The organism is Gordonia namibiensis NBRC 108229 (genome assembly GCF_000298235.1).
GTDB classification, from domain to species: Bacteria; Actinomycetota; Actinomycetes; order Mycobacteriales; family Mycobacteriaceae; genus Gordonia; species Gordonia namibiensis.
Genome location: NZ_BAHE01000055.1, coordinates 1 through 21,735 on the forward strand (window position 1 = coordinate 1; position 21,735 = coordinate 21,735).

The window sequence follows — 21,735 nt, forward strand, 5'->3', positions numbered from 1 at the left end:
GGACCGGTGATCAGGCCAGCAACCGCCACAACCCGATCAATCCGACGACGACGATCACCCCGCGGAGTGCGCGGGGTGAGAGTCGTCGACCGTAGCGGGCGCCGATCATGCCGCCGAGGAGCGAGCCGACGGCGATGAGCGCGGCGGCCGACCAGTTGATGCGGTCGAAGGCGACCAGCGTGTAGGTCACGGCGGCGACGACGTTCACCACCAGCGACAGCAGGTTCTTGGCGGCGTTCATCCGCTGCAGGTGGTCGGGGACCACGATGCCGAGGACCGCCATGAGCATGATGCCCTGGGCGGCGGTGAAGTAGCCACCGTAGATCCCGACCGCGAACGTGCCGGCGATCATCGTGGCGATGCGAGGTGGGGTGAGGCGTGGCGTCCCGAGGTGGGTCGGTGCGGTCGACCGGCGGCCGACCCACTTCTGGATCCACGGTTGCGCCACCACGAGGATCAGGGCGGCCACCAGCAGCACCGGCACGACCGCCTCGAACACCGTCTCGGGCAGATGCAGCAGCAACCAGCAGCCGACGATCGCGCCGAGGAACGACGCCGGCATCTGCCACCGCAGCTGCGGCCATTGTCCTTCGAGTTCGCGACGGTAACCCCAGGTCCCGGACACGCCGCCCGCGACGAGGCCGATGGCGTTGGAGATGGTGGCGCTCACCGGCGGGACGCCGAACGCGACCAGCGTCGGGAACGTGATCAGGGTGCCGCTACCGACGACTGTGTTGATCGCGCCTGCACCCACGCCGGCCAGCAGGACGGCCAATAGTTCCCATGTGCTCACGACTTCTGAGGGTGCCCGGTGGGCCGGGTGGGTCGGTCACCGGGGGGCCGACCCACCGGAGAACGGCCTCTGAAAACCACCCCTGCGATCCGCCCCCGAGATAGGCCCGGCACAGACCCGCCGCCGACACAGTGTCGTCGGCGCCGCTGCTGAGGGCGTATTTCGGGGGTGCTTTTCAGCGGGGACGGCCAGGTGGTTTCGATACGGCTCGTCGCAGTCTCTGCACCTACTCAACCAGCGGCAGTAGGGGCGTCGTCCTTCTTCTTCCGCTTCGGGATGACGTGCAGGATCGCGACGAGGATCGCGCCGACGAGCAGGCCGACGACCGCGGACAGGACGGTGCCGGCCGTCCAGGACAGCACGCTGCCGAAGCCGCCGTGCACCAGTTCGCCGAACCAGTGCTCGACGTGGTGGAGCTGATCGGCGGGCCAGTGGAAGCCTGCCTCACCCACGTTGACGATGAGGATGTGCCCGCCGACCCACAGCATCGCGGCGATGCCAACCACGGTGAGGGTCGACATGATCTTGGGCATCGCGGTGACCAGCCCGCGACCGATCTTCTGACTGAACGTCGACTCTCGTTGTGCGAGCGCGAGCCCCACGTCGTCCATCTTCACGATGATCGCGACCACGCCGTAGACGAGCGCGGTGATGAGGAATGCGACGACGACGAGGACGATCAGGCGGGTCCAGAACGGTTCGTTCTCGACCGAGGACAGCGAGATCACCATGATCTCGGCCGAGAGGATGAGGTCGGTGCGGATCGCGCCGCTGACCATGTGCTTCTCGAACTCGGGATCGCCCTTCCGGGAGCCGGACTCCTCCTCGTGATGGCCGCCGGTGATCGCCTCGTAGACCTTCTCCGCGCCCTCGTAGGAGAGGAACAGGCCACCGGCGATCAACAGATACGGCAGGGCCTGCGGCAGGAACTGGCTGAGGATCATCGCGACGGGCAGGATGATCAGCAGCTTGTTGCGGATCGAGCCGATCGCAATCTTGCGGACGATCGGCAGCTCGCGATCGGGGGTGAACCCGTCGACGTAGCGCGGGGTCACCGCGGTGTCGTCGACGACGACGCCCGCAGCCTTCACGCTCGCCTTGCCGGCCGCGGCGCCGATGTCGTCGAGTGACGCGGCGGCGGCTCGGGTGAGTGTCGCGATGTCGTCGAGCAAGGCGACGAGACCACTGGCCACAGGGACCTCCCGGTTCGGTGATGGCTACATGCTCGATGAGCGTCGGTCACCGAACAGTATGCCGAAGTCGGCGCGAGGGTCGGTCACCCGTTCGCCCGGATCGGCGGATTTCCCCAAACGCGACGTCGTAAGCGGCGGATTTCGCCCGACGATGCCGCGTCACCTGCGCAAACAAGGTAGCCGACCGGCGAAATTCGCCAGCCACTCGCGGGTTTCCATACCGACACGGAGACGGTGTCGAATGGCGTACAGGTCGTGGGAGACCACGACGACCAATTCTTCGTCGACGTCGAGGAGATCAGATGAACGCCATCGAGAACGCCATCGATGCCCTGCGCGCGGGCCGCCCGGTTCTGGTGACCGACGCCGCCGACCGGGAGAACGAGGGCGACGTCATCCTGGCCGCGGACCGGGTCAGCACCGAGTGGACCGCGTGGACCGTGCGGAACACCTCCGGTCTGCTGTGCGCCCCGATGACTGGTGAGCGTGCGGACATGCTCGAACTGCCGTCGATGGTCACCACCAACGAAGACCCCAAGGCCACCGCCTACACGGTGACCGTCGACGCAGCCGAGGGGGTCACGACCGGTATCTCGGCCGCTGATCGAGCTCTCACGCTGCGCATGTTGGCCGGGGCCGCATCCGGCCCCCGAGACTTCACCCGGCCCGGGCACGTACTACCCCTTCGCGCCCGGCCGGGTGGGGTCCTCGAACGACCCGGACACACCGAGGCCGCCGTCGACCTGTGCACACTCGCCGACGTCGCCCCGGTCGGGGTGATCGCCGAACTCGTCGCCGACGACGGGTCGATGATGCGCTACCCGCAGGTCGCCGCAATGGGCTCGCGCATGGGCCTCCCGGTGCTCACCATCGAGGAGCTGGTCAACTACCGCCGCATCCACGACGCGGACCGCTGGTCGGTGGCACCCCGAGTTCGCCGCGCAGCGGAGACGGTGCTGCCGACCCCGACCGGTGAACTCCGCGCGATCGGCTACCGAGACACCGAGACCGGCGCCGAACACATCGCCCTCGTCAGCACCGGGATGTCCGGGAACGGCCTCGATCAGCGTGCCCCACTGGTACGGGTCCACTCCGAATGCCTGACCGGAGAAGCATTCTCGTCGCAGCGGTGCGAGTGCGGGCCGCAACTCGACGCGGCGATCGAACGCATCAGCTACGACGGCGGGGTCGTGGTCTACCTGCGTGGCCACGAGGGCCGTGGAATCGGGCTGCTCAAGAAGCTGGCCGCCTACCGGTTGCAAGACCAGGGGCTCGACACCGTCGAGGCGAACCTCGAACTCGACGAGCCGGTCGACGGCCGCGAATACGGCGCCGCCGCAGCCATTCTCGCCGATCTCGGGATCGACCAAGCGCGCGTCATGACCAACAACCCCGACAAGGTTCGAGGGCTGACCGACTGCGGGATCGAGGTCACCCAGCGCGTCCCGCTGATCGTCGGTGTGATGCCGGCCAACGTCCGCTATCTCGATGCCAAGCGCCAGCGTCTCGGACACCTGCTGGGCACCACATCCGGCAGCGGGTTCGACGTCACCCAGACCGGTGACTTCTCCGTGGGGTCGCGCGCGAATTAACGCCCTTGACCTCGCGGGCCACCGTCGATGTGGACGTCAGACGCACGCGGTCCGCTCGGAAGAGGTCGAAGGAGTACTCGAACGGGATTCCGGCCTCGTCACGGGACACTCGGGTGATGACGAGAAGCGGACGTCGAATGCCGATCTCGAGCCAGGCCGCCTCGCGGCCGCTGGCGGTTCCGACCTCGATGGTCTCCGTGGTCTCGACGGCGACGAGTCCGTAGCTCGCACGCAGTAGTTCGTAGAGCGATCCGTCCAGCGGGTGTGCCGGCAGGTCGGGTACCAGGTTCACGGGGAAGCAGGCGAGGTCCACCGACAGCGGCGTACCGTCGGCGAGACGGATGCGCCGGATGGCGAATACCTCTGCGTCGTCGGCCATCTCGAGGGCGCGGGCCTCGATCGGGGTCGCCGGGCGACGTTCCGCACCGACCACCTGCGTCGAGCTGGCATGCCCGGACTCCGCCAGCAGCTGGGGGAGACCGGTTGATTCGGCGGTTTGCCGTTCGACGACGTCGGTTCGGATGAACGTGCCTCCGCCGCGGCCGGTTCGGCGTTCCAGGACGCCCGCCCGGCTGAGAGGGAGCAGTGCGCTGCGCAGCGTCGACCTCGACACCGAGAACATCTCGGCCATGTCGCGTTCGGTGCCGAGACGGGCACCGGGTGCCAGTGTGCCCTGGGCGAGCATCGCGAGGATGCGTCGCCGGACGTCCTCGGCGACCGGCCCGCCGGTGGTTTCACTCACGACCGGGTGTCGCGACGCCGTCAGGCCGGGATCGCGTCCGGTGACTCGGGGAGCACCTGGCCACCGTCGACGGCGATCGCCTGCCCGGTGATGTAACCGGCCTCCCGGGTAGCAAGGAATGCGGCGAGGTGGCCGATGTCCTCAGGGGTTCCGAGGGACTTCATCGGGATGGCCCGGGTCATTCCCGCGATGTAGTCCTCACCCATCTCGACGAGTCCCTCGGTCAGGACGTTTCCTGGCATGATCGCGTTGACGGTGATCCCTTGGCCGGCGAGCTCGATTGCGGCCGTGCGCATGAAGCCCAGCTGGGCGGCCTTCGACGCGCCGTAGTGCGACCAGTTGGGGAAGCCGGTGATCGGCCCCGTGATCGACGAGGTGATGATGACCCGGCCGCTACCCGATTCGGCGAGTGCGGACAGGCATGCCTGCACGCTGAATACCGTGCCCTTCACGTTCACGTCGAGGACCTGGCTCAGTTGCCCGTCGGTCATCGTCGCCAGCGACGCCTCGGGGAAGATGCCGGCGTTCGCGCAGACCACGTCGATCGAGCCGAAGGTCTCCAGGACTGTCCGGGCCATCTCGTTGCACGATGTCTGGTCGCTGACGTCGGTCACGACACCGATGATCTTGCCGTCCCCCAGGGCGTCGAGTTCGGCGACCGCCGAATCGATCTCGGCTGCCGAACGCGCGGCGATCGCGACGTCGGCGCCCGCGCGCGCGAACACCCCGGCGATTCCGCGCCCGATCCCCTTGGTGCCACCGGTCACGATCACCGATCGGTCGGCCAGGCTGAACATGGTCATGGTGCTCCTCTGATGTGCATGGGTGGGGCGGTGAACGTCAGCCGTCAAGCTGCGGATGTCCGCGTGGTGACGTGTTGCAACCACGACGGGTCGTCGAGGTAGCGACGCGCGAGAGATGCGGTGCCGGACACGAAATCGTCGGCGATGCCCAGAGCCGCGTCGGCGTCGGAGTGCGACGCCACCCACGCGGTCAGATGGATGCGGCGCAGCAGCACGAAGGTCGGGATCATCGTGAGATGGTCGTCCGGCAGCGGCCGGACCGCGGTGTACCCGCGCAGCCAGGCATCGATCAGGTCCTCGGTCCCGGGTTCGTGCTCGACCCACGAGACCGCGGACCCGAGATCGGCGAGGTGCCAGGACCATCCGCAATCGTCGAAGTCGATGACCGTGATCGCCGGGAGGTCCGCGTGCGGGTCGACCATCAGGTTGGCCAGTCGCAGGTCGGCGTGGACGAGGCCGAATCGATCGGGCCCGGTGCCGAAATCGGTGAGCCGATCGGTGATGACCCTGACGGCACGATCGATGTCGGCACAGTCCTCGGGGGACAGTCCGGGCGCCTTGCGCCACTGCCCCCACCGGGCTTCCGGGCCGAGCATGGTCTCGACATCCCAGGTGAACCTCACGAAGTCGGCAGGTGCCGGCCATCTGGAACTGTGCTCGTGCAGGTGTGCGGTGATCGCACCGATCGTCGCGAAATCGACCACGTGAGAGGCTTCTTCGGCGGTGCATCCGGATACGACCGTGACGGCATCGACCAGCAGCGTGAGGCCGTCCACGGTCACCTCGACGACCTCGGCACCGTCGACTGCGGCGACCGGTGTGGGAGTGGACACGGGGGTCTCGGCTCCCAGTGCGGCCATCCACCGCAGTTCGGAGCGGATGGCCTCGACCGAGTGATAACCGGGACGGTGCACGCGCACAACGAGTCGGCGGGCGTGGTCTTCGGCGAGATAGGTTGCGTTCTCCGACAGACTCAGCAGGCGCAGCGTCGTAGACGGACCGAAGCCGTAGAGCGGCAGCGCCTTCTCCGCGAATGCGCGATGGTCTGGGGGTAGTCCGGGCACCGGAACAGTGTCACCTGAAACTTCGGCCGGGAGCAGACCAAAAGGCGATGTTTAACGCGGCCGTAGCGAGCACGGGCCGGCCGAAACGCGGTGGAAACAATCGGGCGCGGGCCACTGGTGTATATGTTGCCCACCAACGGAATACAGCGTAGGAATGAGGGCGACGACGCCGGCCGGGACCAACCGACTGTACGCAACCGCACCCAGAAGTGTTCCCACCGAGCAGACCAAAATGCTCGCCCGGATTGAACCGGATCACCCTACTCCCAGGAAGACCCCACGTGAGCTTCTCCAACATCATGGATTCCAACAGCTACACCGGTGGCTCGGTGGGGCGGCACGGTGACGGACTCATCGAAGCCCGCGAACGGATGCTCGGCCCGGCGTACCGGTTGTTCTACCGCAAACCGGTCCACCTCGTGCGCGGCGAGGGAAGTCACCTCTTCGACGCCGACGGCGTCCGCTATCTCGATGCCTACAACAACGTGGCGAGCGTCGGACACTGTCACCCGCACGTCGTCGACGCCGTGATGCGGCAGATGACCTCGATCAACACCCACACCCGCTATCTCCACGACGGGATCGTCGACTACTCCGACCGGCTGCTCGGCACCCTCGGGGCGGACATCGACCAGGTGATGTACGCGTGCACCGGCTCCGAGGCCAACGATCTGGCGCTGCGGGTTGCGGCGATGCACACCGGTGCGACCGGGGTGATCGTGACGAACGAGGCGTACCACGGCAACACCCAGGCGGTAACCGCGATCTCGCCGTCGAACGGCGGGCCGGCGGTGCTCGGACCCCACGTCCGCACCGTGCCGCCGCCCGACTCGCGTCAGCCCGGTCCGACGGCAGAGGTGTTCGCCGATCACGTACGCCGCGCAGCCGACGAGCTCCAGGCGGCGGGCTTCGGCGTCAGTTGCCTCGTCGTCGACACGATCTTCTCCTCGGACGGTGTACTCGCCGAACGTGACACCCTCGCCCCTGCGGTCGCGGCGGTTCGGGAGCGGGGCGCGGTCTTCATCGCCGACGAGGTGCAGCCGGGATTCGGCCGGACCGGCGAGGCCATGTGGGGCTTCGACCGGCACGGAGTGCGGCCCGACATCGTCACGATGGGCAAACCCATGGGCAACGGTCTGCCGGTGTCCGCGATGGCCGTCCGGTCCGCGGTCCTCGAGCGATTCGCGACGACGCAGCCCTACTTCAACACCTTCGGGGGCAACCCGGTGTCGATGGCGGCTGCGGCCGCGGTGCTGGACGTCATCGAGAGCGACGAGCTACCGGCGCATGCGCTGCGGATCGGCGCCCGTCTCCGTGAGGGAATCGCCGGTATCGCGACCGATCATGCTGCCGTCGACGACATCCGGGGCACCGGCCTGTACATCGGGGTGGAGATCGTGACCGACGACGGTGCCCCCGATCGGCAACGTGCTCGGGCGATCGTCGAGGCCATGCGGGACGCCCACGTGCTCATCTCGGTCTGTGGCGAGCACGGCAACGTGCTCAAGATCCGGCCGCCGCTGGTGTTCTCCGACTCCGACGTCGACTGGTTCTGCACGGCATTGGATTCCGCGCTGGCCGCGACGCTCATGACCGTGGGGTGATCGGGCGGTGCCGAAGCGCACCGCGGATCAGAGTCGGCCGAGCAGTTCCACCTTCTTCGACGCGAACTCCTCGTCGGTCAGGATTCCGCGCTGGTGGAGGTCGGCCAGCGACTCTATCGCCGCGATGATGGCGGAGGAATCCTGGGCCGGCGTGTGAGGCGCCGGGGCATCGGCGGGTGCGGGAGTCTGCGCCGGTTCGTCCGACACGGGTGCAGGTGCGGCGACCGGGGTCTCGGCGACCTGCTGCGGTCCGAGTTCGACGAGGCTCGACACGTCGAAGGTGCCGTACTGGCTGGAGAAGCTCACCGACCCGTACCCGGAGCCCTGCTGTTGCTGGACGCCACAGATTCGGTGATCCGCGGTGTCGAAGATCCGCGTGACCCCGGCGACCTGGATGGCCAGGCGTCGCGTGGCCGGGAACACGGCGTACCGGACGTCGTTCTGGCCGCCGGTCGAGCTGGGCACACCGAGGTCCGCCGGCCACCAGGTTCCCGTGGTGACGAATCCGGCGCCCGGTTGCTGTTCCGGCGCGGGCGGGAAGATCGATGTGGTGGCCAGGACGTTGGCGAGCTCATTGCACAGCGAATCGACCTGGGATCTGAGCGAGTTGTTGAACATGTCGCCGACCATCGTCATTCCGCCGCGCATCCACTGACCGGAACCGCCCAGCTCGGGAATGTTGAACTGCGCCATGGTCCCGCCGCCGGCGTTCACCGCGAGGAGCATCGCCAACACCGCATCGCGGGACAGTCCGTACCGTCCGGCGATCTCGTCGACGGCGTTGCCTGCTTCGGGGGTGACCGGACTGTCCATCGTGGTGTCTTTCGTCGAGGAGTGCCCCAACAGGGTACATACGAATCACCGATGGCCGAGTCACGAAACGACGTGCCGCGAGTGCCGGGTCCGGGACGGTGTCGTCCGCCGCGGACCCGGTCGACTCAGGCGCTGAGCCGAGCGAATGCCGAGCGGTGGAAGACGATCGGTTGCTTCGAATGATCGTTGGCCAGTCCGGTCACCCGTAGCACGACGATCTCGTGATCGCCGGCGGTGTGTGAACTCTCGATGGCGCACTCGAAGTGGACCGGGGCGTCGTCGAGGAGCAGTGCCCCACTGGACAACACGGTCGTCGCGACACCCGCGAAACGCTGGGTCTTGTCCTTGGAGGACAGCTGCCGGATCACCTCGGTGTGGCTCTCGCCCAGCACCGAGACGCCCAGACTGGGCAGGCCGCGCAGGATCGGCCAGGTGGTCGAACTCTGCTGTACGGCGAACATCACCAGGGGCGGCTCCTGGGAGACGCCGACGGCGAAGGACGAGGCGACGATGACGGTCGGTTCGGCCCCCGACATTCCGGCGAGCGCTACGACGCCGGTCGGGAAGGCGCCGAACGCCTTTCGCAGTTCGGTGCTGTCCAGGTCGGCGGTCGGGGTGACGGACGTGGTCATCGGTCACCTGCCGACACGGTCGCGTTGGCCGAGGCGAGCACGATCGAACCCCAGCGATCGACCCAGGGCTGGAATGCCTCGGTGTCGTCGTAGAGCTTGTCGACGACGTAGAGGCCGGCGGCCGGGACGGTCGCACCGAGTTCGACCAGAACCGGCTTGAGCAGCAGGTCGGGCGCCATGTAGTGGGCGGGGCCGGCGCCGAGCATCAACGGGATGGCGGTGACGTCCTGGAGCCCGTCACTTGTGGAGAACTGGTCGAGGAAGAGCTTCAGGAGGCCCGTGTAGGTGGCCTTGAAGGTCGGTGAGGCGAAGACGACGAGGTCGCTGCCGGCCACGGTCTCCACGGCTGCCGCCACTGCGGAGTCGCCCCAGCCGAGCAGGCCGGCACCAAGGTCGACCACGTCGACGACGTGGTCGGGTTCTTTGCCGGTGAGGGTCGATGCCAACAGGCTGGCCGCCGTCAGTGTCCTCGATGCAGGCTTCGGGTTGCCTGCCACAACGGAAACGATCACGATGCTCCCCTTCGAATGTCGCGAGATGCGTTCTCCTGCAGAGTGCGCGGGCGACGTTGCCGAATGGTCAACCGATTATTTCACTCAGATTGCGCGAGGTCGGCCGATCTCGTCGGGGCGCTGGCCCTGCGCTATCCCGTTGGTGCGCAATGAATCTTCCGACGTCGGAATCGGCTCGGGATCGGGGCACCAGGTCACATCGGAGTGGTCGATCTGCGATTCGAACCGGATCCGGTCCGCGCGGAAGCGGTCGAAGACGATCTCCACCGGGGTGCCGTCGGCGGTGGTGTAGAGGATCTCCCGGGACAACAGCGTCTCGCCGGGCCGGACGTCGAGCAGGCGTGCGGTTCGTTCGTCGGCCCGTTCGGCGCCGATGGAGACCGAGGCGCCACCCGGCGCGACCCCGAAGAACTCCGCGAGTGTCCGTGCCATCGACATCGGTTTGTCCCGAAGGTCATTGGGGTCGGCGTTGAATCGTGGAGAGAAGTAGGCGCTGCGCATCCCGATGATCTCGTCGTGTGCGATGAAGGAGTTCTCGACCAGGCGTACGACGTCGTCGTCGATCTTCAAGCGCGCGCGGATGAGCGGGAAGGCCGGCACAATGCATTGGTCGGTCACCTGGATGTGCACCAGTTCGCCACCGGTCGCGGAGATGTCGTCCAGTGCGACACCGAGATCCCGGCGATTGACACGCGTGCCGACCCGTGGGCGCCGGATCACTACGCCGGTCTCGCTCAACTCGTTCAGTGCCGCGCGCACGGAGCCGCGGCTCGAGTTGAACATGATCATGAGGTCTTCCTCCACCAACTGCGCGTCGATGTCGATGGTGCCGTTGCGAATCGAGGCGAGGATGAGGTCGCGGACGCGGCGAGAGGACACCTGGCGCCCGCGCGCGGAACCACCGCGTGCGCGGGGGTGAAGTGGGGGTGGCGTCGTCATGGGCTTCACTTCCGATCTCGAACTGCGGTCGACCCCGGTAGGCGTCGAATCTGCGGGGATGAAGTGCCGATGAACAGAGAGTCTAAGGACCCTTGTGCGCATCGGTCAGTGCAAGTTGCGCGCGTCACATTCGGCGCAAAAACGGACGCATCGATGCCGAACGGCCCCTTGACCTGCGCCTACGGGCTCCATGCCGCGAATGTGAACCCGCGCAATTGATCAGTCACGCCAGGGCGCGGGATTCGAAACAAATCCGCCAGAGGATCAGGCCCAACAGATCGAGCCAACAGATCGAGACCCAGATGGGAGGGATCGAGTGACCGTCGATATCAGTGTCGAACCAAGCATTCTCGGCCCGAGCGCCGTCGATGCACGACGAACGACGACGACCGCCGGCGGTGGCGGTGCCGGGACGAAGGGGTCTGCTGCCGGAGCAGTCCTGGCACGACTTTCCGAGTGGGCGTGGATCGGACGTGCGGCCGGCCGCGGCATCGTCAACTTCCTGATCTTCGTCGTCGTCGCCTTCTTCCTGGTCCAGCTGATCCCCGGCGACCCGCTGGTGTCCGCCTCGGGTGGCCGCCTGTCCGGTGCCGCGCTGGAACAGGCACGAGAGGCATACGGGCTCAACGGATCTCTGGTCTCCCAGTTCTGGTCTTATCTGACCTCGCTGTTCAGCCTGGACCTCGGCGACTCGATCGCCACCGGCCGGCCGGTCGCCGAGGACATGGCCACCCGGGTGCCCGCGACCCTGGAGCTGATCGGTGCAGGCCTGTTCTTCGCCTGCCTGGTCAGCCTGCCGATGTCCTACCTGATCGTCACCCGGCCGACCAATCACTTCTCCAAAGTGCTTCGCTCCTACGCGAGTTCGGCCGGCGCGATCCCCGAGTACGTCGTCGGAATCCTGTTCCTGTTCATCTTCTTCGCCACGCTGGCCTGGGTCCCGGCCCCGTCCGGACGCCTCGATCCGATCCTCATGCCACCGGCCGAGGTCACCGGATTGCCGGTCCTCGACGCTCTCATCGCGGGGGACACGGCAGCGGCCAACTCCTACATCGCTCACCTGATTCTGCCGGTGGCGGTGATGACCGTGGCGCACTCGGCGATTCTGGTGAAGTCACTGGTGTTGGCTCTCGACGCCGAGATCGACAGCCCGGCAACTCGTTTCCGGATCGCCTCGGGTGCCCCTCGGCGCATCGTCATCCTGAGCGTCTACCGCAGGGCGCTGCCGTCGGCGGTCGCGATGCTCGGAATGATCTTCGGCCTGCTCCTCGGCGGCGCGGTGGTCCTCGAATCACTGTTCGGTCTCGGCGGTCTGGGTCAGTACGCGGTCGATGCGGTCCGCTCGTCGGACGTGTTCGCCCTCCGGTCCTTCCTGGTCGTCATCGCCGGCCTTTGTCTGATCGTCTACTTCCTCACCGAGGTGGCCACCGGCCTTCTCGACTCCCGTCGACGCGACTCGCGCAACCAGGAGGTCTGACACATGGTCATGGCACCCCTCTCCACGTCGGAAACCCCGGCCCGGCCGAAGAATTCGGGTAGGTCTGCCGGCATCCGCGACTACGCCGCCCTCATTCCCTTTGCGCTACTGCTCCTTCTCGCGGTCTTCGGGCCGATGCTGGCTCCGCAGTCGGCGACCGAGGTGGTCGGCACCCCCTCGACCGCGCCGTCGGGCGAACACTGGTTCGGCACCGACTCCAACGGGTTCGACGTGCTCTCGCGGACGCTCACCGCCTTCCGGCTCGACATCCTCATCGCGATCGGCGTGACGGTCCTCGCCACGGCCGTCGGCCTCGCCATCGGGGCGATCGCCGGCATGTACGGCTCCAAGGGCGGACTTCTCGGTGCGATCGCGGCGACGCTCGGGCGCACCATCGACCTGGTGCAGGCGATGCCGGTCATGATCGGTGGCCTCGTCATCGTCTCCTTCTTCGGACGCAACTCGGTGGTCATCGCGCTGGCACTCGCACTGGTGCTCATGCCGTTCCAGGGCCGGTTGATGCGCACCGAGGTACTGCGGACGCGAAACGACGGTTTTGTGACCGCGGCGCGGATGAGTGGCGAATCGGAGTTCCGAATCCTCACCCGCCACGTGATCCCGAACTCGTGTGCACCCGTGCTCGAGAACGCCTCGGCGATCTTCGGAATGGGGATCATCTTCTGTGCCGGCCTGGGCTTCCTCGGCGTCGGCATCCCGCTCCCGACCGCGGAGTGGGGCAACATGCTCGCCGACGGGGCCGCGGACGCAGCGGTCGGACGCTGGTGGCCTGCCCTGTTCCCGGTCCTCGCTCTGGCCTACTCGGTGTGGGCGGCCTCCCGGGTCACCACCTTCGTCTCCCGCCGCCGACGGTTCTGACCAGCTCGCGCGTAACAGCTTCTCTCGCAATTCCTTCCCAGAACGGAGCACTCGATAACCATGAAAAGACTGTCCACACTGGTGAGCGGAACCGCGCTCGCCCTCGCCGCCGCACTGACACTCAGCGCGTGTGGTGGCGGGTCGTCGAACAACTCCGCCGAGGGCGGCGTGGTCATCGTGACCGCGGCGCAGCCCCCGAGCTTCAGCTACGAGACGAGCGCAACCGGCTACGAGGCCGCGGAGTTCTTCGTGAACACCGGCGCCACCCTCATCCGCAACCCGTACGTCGCAGGTTCCGACGGCCTCTCGGCACACCAGGAACTCTTCAAGTTCGAGCCCGTGCTGGCCAAGAGCTATGAGGTCAGCCCGGACGGCAAGACCTACACCTTCCACCTCAACACCGAGGCCAAGAGTGCCGCAGGCAACGCGCTCGACGCCGACGACGTGATCTTCTCGTTCAAGCGCAAGTTCGAGGTCGACACCAGCATCGTGTCGTTCGTCAGTGCTCCCGTGATCACCTCGGCCGACCAGGTGAAGAAGGTCGACGACGCCACCGTCACCATCTCCATCACCGATCCGTCGCACGGTTTCACACTGCTGTCGCTGCTGGCGAACACCCCGTACGCCATCTACGACTCCGAGGTGCTGGAGGCGAATGCGACCCCGGACGATCCGTACGGTGTCGAGTACTCGAAGACCAACGCGGACTTCGGCTTCGGAGCGTACAAACTGACCAGCTACACCCCCGGCCAGCAGATGGTCTATGAGGCCAATCCCGGATACGCCCTCGGCGAGCCCGAGGTGAAACGGGTCGTCCAGCGCGTCGTCGCCGACGCCGGCCAGCGCTCCAACCTCGTCAAGAGCGGCGACGCATCGGTCGCCACCCAACTGCGTCCTGCCGACCAGGTCGCCCTGCGCGACGCCAACGCCGCCCAGATCTTCTCGGTGCCCAGCAACGCCTACGTCTACGTTCCGTTGACCACCACCAAGGCACCGTTCGACAACGTCGAGGTCCGCCGCGCGTTCTCCTACGCGGTTCCCTACGACGCGATCATGAAGGACGTCTACAAGGGTCGGCTGGGTCCGATCTCGTCGATTCTCAACGACACGCTGCCGGACTACAACGGCAGCGGCCTGAAGAGCAACACGACCGATCCGGCGAAGTCGCTGGAGATCCTGCGCAACGCGGGGATCACCACCCCGGTGAAGTTCGAGCTGACCGTGAACAATGCCGTGCCGGATCTCAAGGAGACGGCCGTCCAGATCCAGACCGCCGCCCGCGCCGCGGGATTCGAGGTCACTCTCAACGAGGTGAACTCGGCGGTCTTCCAGGAGGGTCTGGCCAACAAGACGTTCCAGGCATCGATGGGCCGTGACTACGCGGTCGTGCAGTCCCCGCCGTACGTGCTGTCCCTCTTCTACACCCCGGGATCGCCGATCAACTGGCCGGACTTCGACTACGCACCGCTGAACGACGCCATCGCCGCAGGCAATGCCTCCGGCGAGCCGCTCACCCCGGCCGCATGGGGTGATTGGAACAAGGCCGAACGCATCCTGCAGGACCAGATGCCGACCGTCTACATCGGATACGTGCAGCCGCTCAACGCTTTCGCCAACGGCGTCGAGGGATATGTCTTCCGCACCGACAGCGTGATCGACTACTCGGAGCTCAAGCCATGACCACGCTCACCGACCAGGTCGCGGTGACCGAAGGGGAGGTGACGGGCACCGTTGCCCCGGTCCTCGAGGTGACCGATCTGACGATCCGTTACGGCGGGGTGGAGAAGGTCCACCCGACCTCGTTCACGATCGGCCGGCGCGAGCGGGTCGCGATCGTCGGCGAGTCGGGCTCGGGGAAATCGAGCATCGCCAACGCACTCGGCGGGTTCATCCCGCCGGGTGTGGGGGAGGTGTCGGCGGCGACGCTGTCGCTGTCGGGCCGTTCGCTGCTGGCGGAGAAGGCTCAGCGGATCCCCGCTCGACGCGAGGGGATCTCGATGATCTTCCAGGACGCGATGAGCTCTCTCGATCCGATCTGGTCGGTGGGTAGCCAGCTCACGGCGGTCCTGCCGAAGAGCAGGTACGGCTCCCGCAAGGAGCGTGCCGCGGTCGCAGAGGCCCGCCTGGAGCAGGTCGGCATCGTCGAGCCGCGCCGGGTGATGTCATCGGTGCCCGGTCAGCTGTCCGGCGGCATGCGTCAGCGCGTGATGATGGCCATCGCGCTGGCGTCCGAGCCGGAGCTGCTCATCGCCGACGAGCCGACGAGTGCTCTCGACGCATCCCTGGCGGTGTCGGTCATGGAGCTCATGACCGGCCTCACGATCGAGAACGGTGCGTCGCTGGTCTTCATCACCCACGACATCGCTCTCGCACGACGCTTCGCCGACAAGGTGCTCGTCATGCAGGCCGGCAGCGTCGTGGAGACCATCGCCGCCGAGAACCTCGATCACGCGACCCACCCCTACACCCGTGGACTGCTCGAGTGCATGCCGACGCTGGGTTCCGCGCAGCTGGACCGTCTTCCGACCCTGGACACGGTGATGAGAGAGGAGGCCGCAGCATGAGCACGATCATCGAGGTCGTCGACGTACACAAGAAGTACGGGCGCAAGGTGACCGCAGTCGGCGGGGTGACCACCAAGTTGGAGAGTGGTCGCGCGACCGGCATCGTCGGCGAAAGCGGTTCGGGTAAGTCGACTCTCGGCAAGATGATTGTCGGACTGACCACCCCGACCTCGGGGCAGGTGCTGGTCGACGGCCGCGACCTCTCCCGGCTGCTCGAACGTCGTCCGGGTCGTCTCGAGTACCGCCGCAAGGTGCAGCTCGTGGCCCAGGACACCACCACGACGTTCGATTCCCGGCGGATCGTCCGCGAGGCGATCCGCCGCCCGGCGCAGATCCTCGGCGGGCTCGACGAGAAGGCAGCCGACGCCGCCGTGGATGGGATCGTCGCCGAACTCGGCATCGCACCCGAGCTCGTCGAGCGGTACCCGCACCAGCTCTCCGGCGGTCAGCGGCAACGCCTTTCGATCGCACGCGCTCTCGTCGTAGGACCGGACCTCCTCGTCTGCGACGAGGCGGTCAGTGCGCTCGACGTGTCGGCTCAGGCCGTGGTCCTCAACCTCCTCAAGGACTACGTGAAGACGCACTCGCTCGGATTGGTCTTCATCTCGCACGGGTTGCCGGCGACCACGTTCATCACCGATGACCTGCTGGTGATGAACCGCGGCAAGGTCGTCGAATCCGGCGAGACGATGTCGATCCTCGAGGCGCCGTCGAATGACTACACGCAGACGCTGGTCGGTGCGTACCAGGCCATGGAAGCAGCGGCCTGACCCCACGACTCGCCGGCCATCCCGGTCGGTGGCAACACATCTCACAACCATTTCTCACGACAGGAGATCGTAATGTTCCACATGGGTTGGTTCCTCGGAGACGGCTTCGGCATTCACCCCTGGAGCCCGACGAACGGTGACGGTCCGTGGACCGGCACCAACCACCTGGACTGGATGAAGCCCGACATCCACGTCGACATGGCCAAGAGCCTCGAACGCGCCGGCTTCGACTACATCCTCATCGAGGACACCTCGATGGTCGAGGACTCCTACAACAACTCCGCCGAGACCTCGCTGCGTCGCGGCTTCATGGCCCCCAAGAACGACCCGCTGCCGCTGGTTCCGTTGATGACCCAGCAGACCAAGCACATCGGCATCATCCCGACCGTGTCGACCATCCAGTACCCGCCGTTCCTCGCCGCCCGTGCGTTCACCACCCTGGATCACCTCACCGAGGGCCGCGTGGGCATGAACGTGGTCACCAGCGTCACCGACCGCGTCGCCCAGAACTTCGGTTACGAACGGCACCTCGAGCACGACGAGCGCTACGAGATGGCCATGGAGTGGATCGATGTCGTCAAGGCGCTGCAGAACTCGTGGGAGGACGGTGCGGTGATCGCCGATCCGTATTCCGGTGTCTACGCCGATCACACCAAGGTCAACCCGATCGAGTTCGTGGGCAAGTTCTTCAAGTGTCGTGGGCCGCTGAACACCATCCCCGGCCCGCAGCGCGAGGTGCCGGTGTGCTCGGCCGGTAGCTCGGAGCCGGGCCGTGTGCTCGCCGCCAACTACGACGACACCCAGATCGCCATCGTCAAGGACGCCGCAGCCGCCAAGGCCTACCGCGAGGACATCCGTGCCCGCGCGGCCGCCGCCGGGCGCAACCCCGACCACATCAAGGTCCTCTTCATCGCGACCCCGACGATCGCGGCCACCGACGCCGAGGCCCATGCCGCCTACGAAGCGGCACAGGCATTCCGCAAGACGGACAAGGCCATCGAGTACAACCTGTGGAACATGTCCTACACCTCGGGCGGGCGCATCGACTTCGGCGCCATCGACCCCGACACCAAGGTCAGCGACATCGACCTGTCCAAGCAGAACGGCGAATACACCTCCATCGCAGGTCTGTTCGAAGGCCGCGAGGACGAGACGCTGCGTGAGGTCGTTGCGAGCAGCTTCCAGGTCAAGGACATGGGCCTCGTCGGTTCACCGTCGACCATCGCGGACAAGATGGGCGAGATCATGGAAGAGGCGGGCGGCGACGGTTTCCTGTTCTACCTGCCCACCACCCGTATGAACCTGGCGATGATCTCCGACGGCCTGGCGCCGGAACTGCGCCGCCGCGGACTCATCCGCGAGGAGTACACCGGCTCGACCCTGCGGGAGAACCTGCGCGCCTTCTGACAACCGAAACAACTGTGCCCCCGCATGCTTCGGTGTGCGGGGGCGCAGTGGCGTGACCTCGATACGCGGCGGCCTCGCTTCGCTCGGTCGGCGCACTCGGCCGGCAGAGGGGGCCGCCGGTCGAGTAGGCGAGAAGCTGGCGACGAGCCGTATCGAAACCTAGCGGTAGGCGGCGCGGGCGTGGGGGACCATGCGGACTGCCCTGGGGAGCCGCGGGATGATCAGCCGCGATTGCAGCGAGATCAGGCGGAAGAGGAAACGACGTCCGGTGCCCCAGTCGATGCCGAGCAGCTCGCGCAACTCCGGCGTGAGAAGTCCCGCGGTGACGGTGCCCAGAACCAACCCGGCCACCGGACGAACCGTGGTGTTCCAGATGAGTGCGTGCCGCAGGACCGGGATGTGCGGTGGCGGCTTGGGAGACCTGACGACGGCGAAGACCCGCTCGGTCATGTCCGAGCGCTCGAGTCGGGTGCGGGTCATCTCGTCGAACCAGGTGCAGAATGCGTCCCAGTTCTCCGGCATGTCCTGGTTGCGGACCCCGTACATGCGCCCGACGCGGCGCATCTCGAGATAGAACTGCTCGACCTCGCCGGGTTTCCACCCGCGGCCCAGCTCCTTCTGCTGGGTGTAGATCCCGTGCACCAGACTCGCGTGAACCCAGTGGAACGCTTCGGGATTGAGCGAACTCCAGCGGGAACCGTCGGGGTTCTGACCCTTGATGTCGCGGTGGCGTTCGCGCAACCGGTGCGCCATGTCGAGAGCGTCGTCCCGGCCGTAGACGACACCCATGATCATGTCGAGGGTACGTTCGGCGCGCCCGTACGGGTCGGTCTCGAAGACGGAGAATTCGCGCACACCGGTTGCCACCACGGGGTGGGCGACGTCGATGAGGAGCCGGCGGGGCGCGCCCAGGACGAATGTGAGGTCGCCGAAGACCTTCCAGGCGACGGAATCCGGTCCGAGAGGCGTGATCTCGGAGTTGTCGATCGTCGCGTCGGGGACCGGGTCTGCTGTCATCGGCCTTCACTCATTCCGGGGTAGAAGGGGTCGACCTGGAAGCAGGGTACGCGGGTGGCCTCGGCGGGGGTCAACGCGTTGCGCACGTGACGCCAGGCGCGCTCGCTGAACGCGATCGACAGATGTTCGGACAGGTCCACGGGACAGTCGTCCTGCAGAAGGATGTTCGTGACGTTGTCGCCCTCGAGGAAGCCGTTGGTGAACGGGGTCGCGATCTCGTCGTACTTGGTGACGATGGTCGTGTAGTGCGGTCCCGGCTTGGTGTCGCCGTTGCCATAGACCTTGCCGACGAGGTCCGAATACTGTGCCTGCTGCGCGAAGGCGGGGAACAGGGCCTTGAAGATGTCGTAGCCGACGGGCCCGAACGGTGGGATGAAATACCGTACGTACGTGAGCATGTCGCCCGTCGAACCGTGGTTGCCGGGCGCGATGCCGATGACCTTGTCGACCTTCTTGTCGCCGCCGAGGAAGTCGATGTAGTAGTGCGGCAACAGGCCTCCGCCCTGCGACCAGCCGACCAGATCGACCTTCTTCGCCCCGGTGCGGCGCATGATCTGGTCGATGTTGCGTGACACCTCGCGGGCCGACCGCTCGATGTCGCCGAGGCCCTGGATGGGGAAGCTCGGGATCGGCGTGATGTTGCCGTAGTTGAACGTGTAGACGCAGTATCCGCGATTGGCGAGGTACGGGGCGCCGGCACTGTAGGCCCACTGGGTGGTGGCGGTGGCGTTCAGCAGGATCACCGGGTTGGGGCGTTCCTTCGTCAGCTTGCACGACGGATCGTTGGCGCCCGGTGGAGACCAGTTCGCGTCCAGCGTCTGGTTGAGCACGTTCGGGATCGCGGACCGGAAGTCCCAGGACACCGGGTATTTCTTCGACGGCGCGGCCTCGGCCGTGCCCGCCCCCGAGAGACCCGTTGCCGCCGTCATGGCGCACACCACCGCTGCGGTGACGATCGTCGTCATCCGTCGAAAGCTGAACATATTCCCCCACCTTTGATCTGAAGACAGATGTTGTCAGACTTGTCGCGGAAGCGCAACGAATCAGTGAACTGGTTCAAGGTCCGATGCAGGTCGTCGCCGAAGGGTTCCCGGCTGCAGCCCGGGACGGGTTGACGCCGTGTCGATTTCGGTGAACCGGACATGCCCCGCCGGGTGTCGCCCTACTCTGGCACCTGCATCGGCCATGGTGACGCCCGTGACCAACAGCGCGTCACCGACGAGCCGACCCCGAGGGCTCGGACTGGCGGCTCCGGCCGCGAAAGGTGGGTGGACATGGTCTCGGTGACCGGGGCGGTCGGAACCGCCGTCGAACAGGTGCAGGACGCCGTCGGCGCATTCAAGGTCCTCAAGCGTTCGGGTCTGCTGGACCCCACGCGGCCCAAAGAGCTGCTCACCACGGTCAAGCGCGCGAAGATCATCGGGCCCTGTGCCTCGGTGGTGGCGCACGGAGCGGACGAGTACCCGGAAGCGGGTGCGGTCGCCGACGAGCGCGGCGAACTGACCTACGGCGAGATCAATGCGAACGCGAACGCACTGGCCAACCATCTGCTCGCATCCGGGGTGAAGCGAGGCTCGGTGATCGGCGTGATCGCACGCGACCATCGAGGACTGCTCACGACGATGAGCGCCGCGGGGAAGGCCGGTGTGCGGCTGGCCATGATGAACACCGGGTTCGGCAAGACCCAGTTCGTCGAGGTCGCCGAACGCGAGAAGATCGTCGCGATGCTCTACGACGAGGAGTTCACCGACCTCGCCGACGCCCTCCCTCCCGAGACGCTACGGATCGTGACCTGGGTCGATGGTGAGCGTCCGGTTCCCGAGGGGGTCCGTACCCTCGACGACATCGTCGCCGACGGAGACACGTCCACGCCCGCGGAGCCGGATGAGTGGGCCGGACTCGTGATCCTGACGAGCGGCACCACCGGTCTGCCCAAGGGCGCGCAGCGTTCCAAGTTGTCGCCGTTCTCCAGCGCACTGCTTCTCGACCGGATTCCGTTCCCGCAGCGGGGCGCAATGGTGATCGTCTCGCCCATCTTCCACTCCACCGGCTTCGCGCTCTGGGGTGTGGGCGCCGCTCTCGGGAACAAGGCCGTCGTCATGCGGCGGTTCGACCCGGAGAGGACGCTGGCCGCGCTGGCCGAGCACAAGGCGGAGGTGTTGGTCGCGGTGCCGACGATGCTCCACCGCATGGTCGCTCTCGGACCCGACGTCATCAAGAAGTACGACACGTCCGCGCTGCGTATCATCGTGATCGCGGGATCGGCTCTGTCACCTACACTTTCGGAGGCCGTCCAGGACACCTTCGGTGACGTCCTCTACAACCTCTACGGGTCGACCGAGGTGGCGATCGCGTCGGTGGCGCAACCGAAGGAACTGCGGCTTGCCCCGGGCACGGTGGGTCGGCCGCCGGTCACCAGCCGACTCGCCCTGTTCGACGCCGAGGGCCGCCGGATCACCGGAACCAACGTCCGCGGAAGGCTTTTCGTCCGCAATGGGGCGCCCTTCGAGGGGTACACCGACGGACGCAACAAAGAAATCATCGACGGCTACATGTCCACCGGTGACATGGCGCGCTTCGACGAGCACGGACTGCTGCACATCGATGGCCGCGACGACGACATGATCGTCTCCGGCGGAGAGAACGTCTACCCACTCGAGGTGGAGAACCTGCTCGCCGAACACCCCGACATCGACGACGTCGCGGTGATCGGGGTGGACGACGACGAGTTCGGAAAGCGATTGCGCGCCTTCATCGTCGCCGCCCCGCACGCCAACCCGTCGCCCGAGGACATCAAGGCGCATGTGAAGGCACATCTTGCCCGGTACAAGGTGCCGCGCGACGTGGTGTTCGTCGACGAGTTGCCGCGCAACCCCACGGGCAAGCTCGTGCGCCGGCAGTTGCCGACGGGACCGCTGTAGGTTTCGATACGGCTCG

Annotated in this window: 20 protein-coding genes; 9 read left to right on the forward strand and 11 right to left on the reverse strand. The window is 66.6% G+C overall.

Annotated elements, in window-relative coordinates:
• Window positions 1-10: 10 nt before the first annotated feature.
• On the reverse strand, window positions 11-793 hold the full coding sequence (locus GONAM_RS20225; protein WP_006868610.1) for a sulfite exporter TauE/SafE family protein: 783 nt from the start codon (window positions 791-793) through the stop codon (window positions 11-13).
• Between the two features lie 230 nt (window positions 794-1,023).
• A complete protein-coding gene (locus GONAM_RS20230) occupies window positions 1,024-1,986 on the reverse strand; it encodes a DUF808 domain-containing protein (protein ID WP_006868611.1) in 963 nt (320 codons plus the stop codon).
• Window positions 1,987-2,288: 302 nt separating this feature from the next.
• On the opposite strand from GONAM_RS20230, the gene GONAM_RS20235 reads away from it, so the two are divergent.
• Entirely contained in the window at window positions 2,289-3,578 is a 1,290-nt protein-coding gene (locus GONAM_RS20235; RefSeq protein ID WP_006868612.1) for a bifunctional 3,4-dihydroxy-2-butanone-4-phosphate synthase/GTP cyclohydrolase II, read from the forward strand.
• Here the strand turns inward: GONAM_RS20235 and GONAM_RS20240 are convergent.
• The 3 genes from GONAM_RS20240 to GONAM_RS20250 are packed head-to-tail and all read right to left on the reverse strand — an operon-like array spanning window position 3,535 to window position 6,187.
• Entirely contained in the window at window positions 3,535-4,320 is a 786-nt protein-coding gene (locus tag GONAM_RS20240; protein ID WP_006868613.1) for a GntR family transcriptional regulator, read from the reverse strand. The genes GONAM_RS20235 and GONAM_RS20240 overlap by 44 nt on opposite strands.
• 20 nt (window positions 4,321-4,340) lie before the next feature.
• Complete coding sequence (gene fabG / locus GONAM_RS20245) at window positions 4,341-5,117, reverse strand: 3-oxoacyl-ACP reductase FabG (RefSeq protein WP_040537087.1); 777 nt, start codon at window positions 5,115-5,117, stop codon at window positions 4,341-4,343.
• 50 nt (window positions 5,118-5,167) lie between these two features.
• Window positions 5,168-6,187, reverse strand: a complete 1,020-nt coding sequence (locus GONAM_RS20250) for a phosphotransferase enzyme family protein (protein ID WP_006868615.1) — start codon at window positions 6,185-6,187, stop codon at window positions 5,168-5,170.
• A 281-nt stretch (window positions 6,188-6,468) separates the two neighbouring features.
• Between GONAM_RS20250 and GONAM_RS20255 the strand changes: the two genes are divergently transcribed.
• Window positions 6,469-7,791 (forward strand): aspartate aminotransferase family protein, encoded by a 1,323-nt coding sequence (locus GONAM_RS20255; RefSeq protein WP_006868616.1) that lies wholly within the window; start codon window positions 6,469-6,471, stop codon window positions 7,789-7,791.
• Between the two features lie 27 nt (window positions 7,792-7,818).
• On the opposite strand, the gene GONAM_RS20260 is transcribed toward GONAM_RS20255, so the two are convergent.
• The 4 genes from GONAM_RS20260 to GONAM_RS20275 form a co-directional block, all read right to left on the reverse strand.
• On the reverse strand, window positions 7,819-8,604 hold the full coding sequence (locus GONAM_RS20260) for an SHOCT domain-containing protein (protein WP_006868617.1): 786 nt from the start codon (window positions 8,602-8,604) through the stop codon (window positions 7,819-7,821).
• 125 nt (window positions 8,605-8,729) lie between these two features.
• Window positions 8,730-9,236: a flavin reductase family protein gene (locus GONAM_RS20265; RefSeq protein WP_006868618.1), complete on the reverse strand. Its 507-nt coding sequence runs from the start codon at window positions 9,234-9,236 to the stop codon at window positions 8,730-8,732.
• Entirely contained in the window at window positions 9,233-9,748 is a 516-nt protein-coding gene (locus GONAM_RS20270) for an NADPH-dependent FMN reductase (protein WP_006868619.1), read from the reverse strand. The genes GONAM_RS20265 and GONAM_RS20270 overlap by 4 nt, the downstream gene beginning before the upstream one ends.
• Before the next feature lie 84 nt (window positions 9,749-9,832).
• Entirely contained in the window at window positions 9,833-10,687 is an 855-nt protein-coding gene (locus GONAM_RS20275; protein WP_006868620.1) for a GntR family transcriptional regulator, read from the reverse strand.
• 316 nt (window positions 10,688-11,003) lie between these two features.
• On the opposite strand from GONAM_RS20275, the gene GONAM_RS20280 reads away from it, so the two are divergent.
• The 6 genes from GONAM_RS20280 to GONAM_RS20305 all read left to right on the forward strand — a co-directional run bounded on the left by GONAM_RS20280 (window position 11,004) and on the right by GONAM_RS20305 (window position 17,781).
• Window positions 11,004-12,164, forward strand: a complete 1,161-nt coding sequence (locus tag GONAM_RS20280; protein WP_006868621.1) for an ABC transporter permease — start codon at window positions 11,004-11,006, stop codon at window positions 12,162-12,164.
• A 3-nt stretch (window positions 12,165-12,167) separates the two neighbouring features.
• Window positions 12,168-13,040 (forward strand): ABC transporter permease, encoded by an 873-nt coding sequence (locus tag GONAM_RS20285; protein ID WP_006868622.1) that lies wholly within the window; start codon window positions 12,168-12,170, stop codon window positions 13,038-13,040.
• 60 nt (window positions 13,041-13,100) lie between these two features.
• On the forward strand, window positions 13,101-14,720 hold the full coding sequence (locus GONAM_RS20290) for an ABC transporter substrate-binding protein (RefSeq protein ID WP_006868623.1): 1,620 nt from the start codon (window positions 13,101-13,103) through the stop codon (window positions 14,718-14,720).
• Window positions 14,717-15,604: an ABC transporter ATP-binding protein gene (locus tag GONAM_RS20295; protein ID WP_006868624.1), complete on the forward strand. Its 888-nt coding sequence runs from the start codon at window positions 14,717-14,719 to the stop codon at window positions 15,602-15,604. The genes GONAM_RS20290 and GONAM_RS20295 overlap by 4 nt, the downstream gene beginning before the upstream one ends.
• A complete protein-coding gene (locus tag GONAM_RS20300) occupies window positions 15,601-16,374 on the forward strand; it encodes an ABC transporter ATP-binding protein (RefSeq protein ID WP_006868625.1) in 774 nt (257 codons plus the stop codon). The genes GONAM_RS20295 and GONAM_RS20300 overlap by 4 nt, the downstream gene beginning before the upstream one ends.
• Before the next feature lie 72 nt (window positions 16,375-16,446).
• On the forward strand, window positions 16,447-17,781 hold the full coding sequence (locus GONAM_RS20305) for an NtaA/DmoA family FMN-dependent monooxygenase (protein WP_006868626.1): 1,335 nt from the start codon (window positions 16,447-16,449) through the stop codon (window positions 17,779-17,781).
• 159 nt (window positions 17,782-17,940) lie between these two features.
• On the opposite strand, the gene GONAM_RS20310 is transcribed toward GONAM_RS20305, so the two are convergent.
• Window positions 17,941-18,798, reverse strand: coding sequence for an oxygenase MpaB family protein (locus GONAM_RS20310; protein ID WP_006868627.1), 858 nt, complete (start codon window positions 18,796-18,798; stop codon window positions 17,941-17,943).
• A complete protein-coding gene (locus GONAM_RS20315; protein WP_006868628.1) occupies window positions 18,795-19,781 on the reverse strand; it encodes an esterase/lipase family protein in 987 nt (328 codons plus the stop codon). Before GONAM_RS20315 ends, GONAM_RS20310 begins: the two co-directional genes overlap by 4 nt.
• Before the next feature lie 291 nt (window positions 19,782-20,072).
• On the opposite strand from GONAM_RS20315, the gene GONAM_RS20320 reads away from it, so the two are divergent.
• Window positions 20,073-21,719, forward strand: a complete 1,647-nt coding sequence (locus tag GONAM_RS20320; protein ID WP_006868629.1) for an acyl-CoA synthetase — start codon at window positions 20,073-20,075, stop codon at window positions 21,717-21,719.
• The last annotated feature ends 16 nt before the right edge of the window (window positions 21,720-21,735 follow it).

What these genes read in the sequence shown, in the direction of transcription:
- GONAM_RS20285 (WP_006868622.1), top strand. Translation starts at nt 12,168, where the DNA reads ATGGTCATGGCACCCCTCTCCACGTCGGAAACCCCGGCCCGGCCGAAG.
- GONAM_RS20290 (WP_006868623.1), top strand. Translation starts at nt 13,101, where the DNA reads ATGAAAAGACTGTCCACACTGGTGAGCGGAACCGCGCTCGCCCTCGCC.
- GONAM_RS20300 (WP_006868625.1), top strand. Translation starts at nt 15,601, where the DNA reads ATGAGCACGATCATCGAGGTCGTCGACGTACACAAGAAGTACGGGCGC.
- GONAM_RS20235 (WP_006868612.1), top strand. Translation starts at nt 2,289, where the DNA reads ATGAACGCCATCGAGAACGCCATCGATGCCCTGCGCGCGGGCCGCCCG.
- GONAM_RS20320 (WP_006868629.1), top strand. Translation starts at nt 20,073, where the DNA reads ATGGTCTCGGTGACCGGGGCGGTCGGAACCGCCGTCGAACAGGTGCAG.
- GONAM_RS20315 (WP_006868628.1), bottom strand. Translation starts at nt 19,781, where the DNA reads ATGTTCAGCTTTCGACGGATGACGACGATCGTCACCGCAGCGGTGGTG.
- GONAM_RS20260 (WP_006868617.1), bottom strand. Translation starts at nt 8,604, where the DNA reads ATGGACAGTCCGGTCACCCCCGAAGCAGGCAACGCCGTCGACGAGATC.
- GONAM_RS20310 (WP_006868627.1), bottom strand. Translation starts at nt 18,798, where the DNA reads ATGACAGCAGACCCGGTCCCCGACGCGACGATCGACAACTCCGAGATC.
- GONAM_RS20265 (WP_006868618.1), bottom strand. Translation starts at nt 9,236, where the DNA reads ATGACCACGTCCGTCACCCCGACCGCCGACCTGGACAGCACCGAACTG.
- GONAM_RS20305 (WP_006868626.1), top strand. Translation starts at nt 16,447, where the DNA reads ATGTTCCACATGGGTTGGTTCCTCGGAGACGGCTTCGGCATTCACCCC.
- GONAM_RS20295 (WP_006868624.1), top strand. Translation starts at nt 14,717, where the DNA reads ATGACCACGCTCACCGACCAGGTCGCGGTGACCGAAGGGGAGGTGACG.
- fabG (WP_040537087.1), bottom strand. Translation starts at nt 5,117, where the DNA reads ATGTTCAGCCTGGCCGACCGATCGGTGATCGTGACCGGTGGCACCAAG.
- GONAM_RS20275 (WP_006868620.1), bottom strand. Translation starts at nt 10,687, where the DNA reads ATGACGACGCCACCCCCACTTCACCCCCGCGCACGCGGTGGTTCCGCG.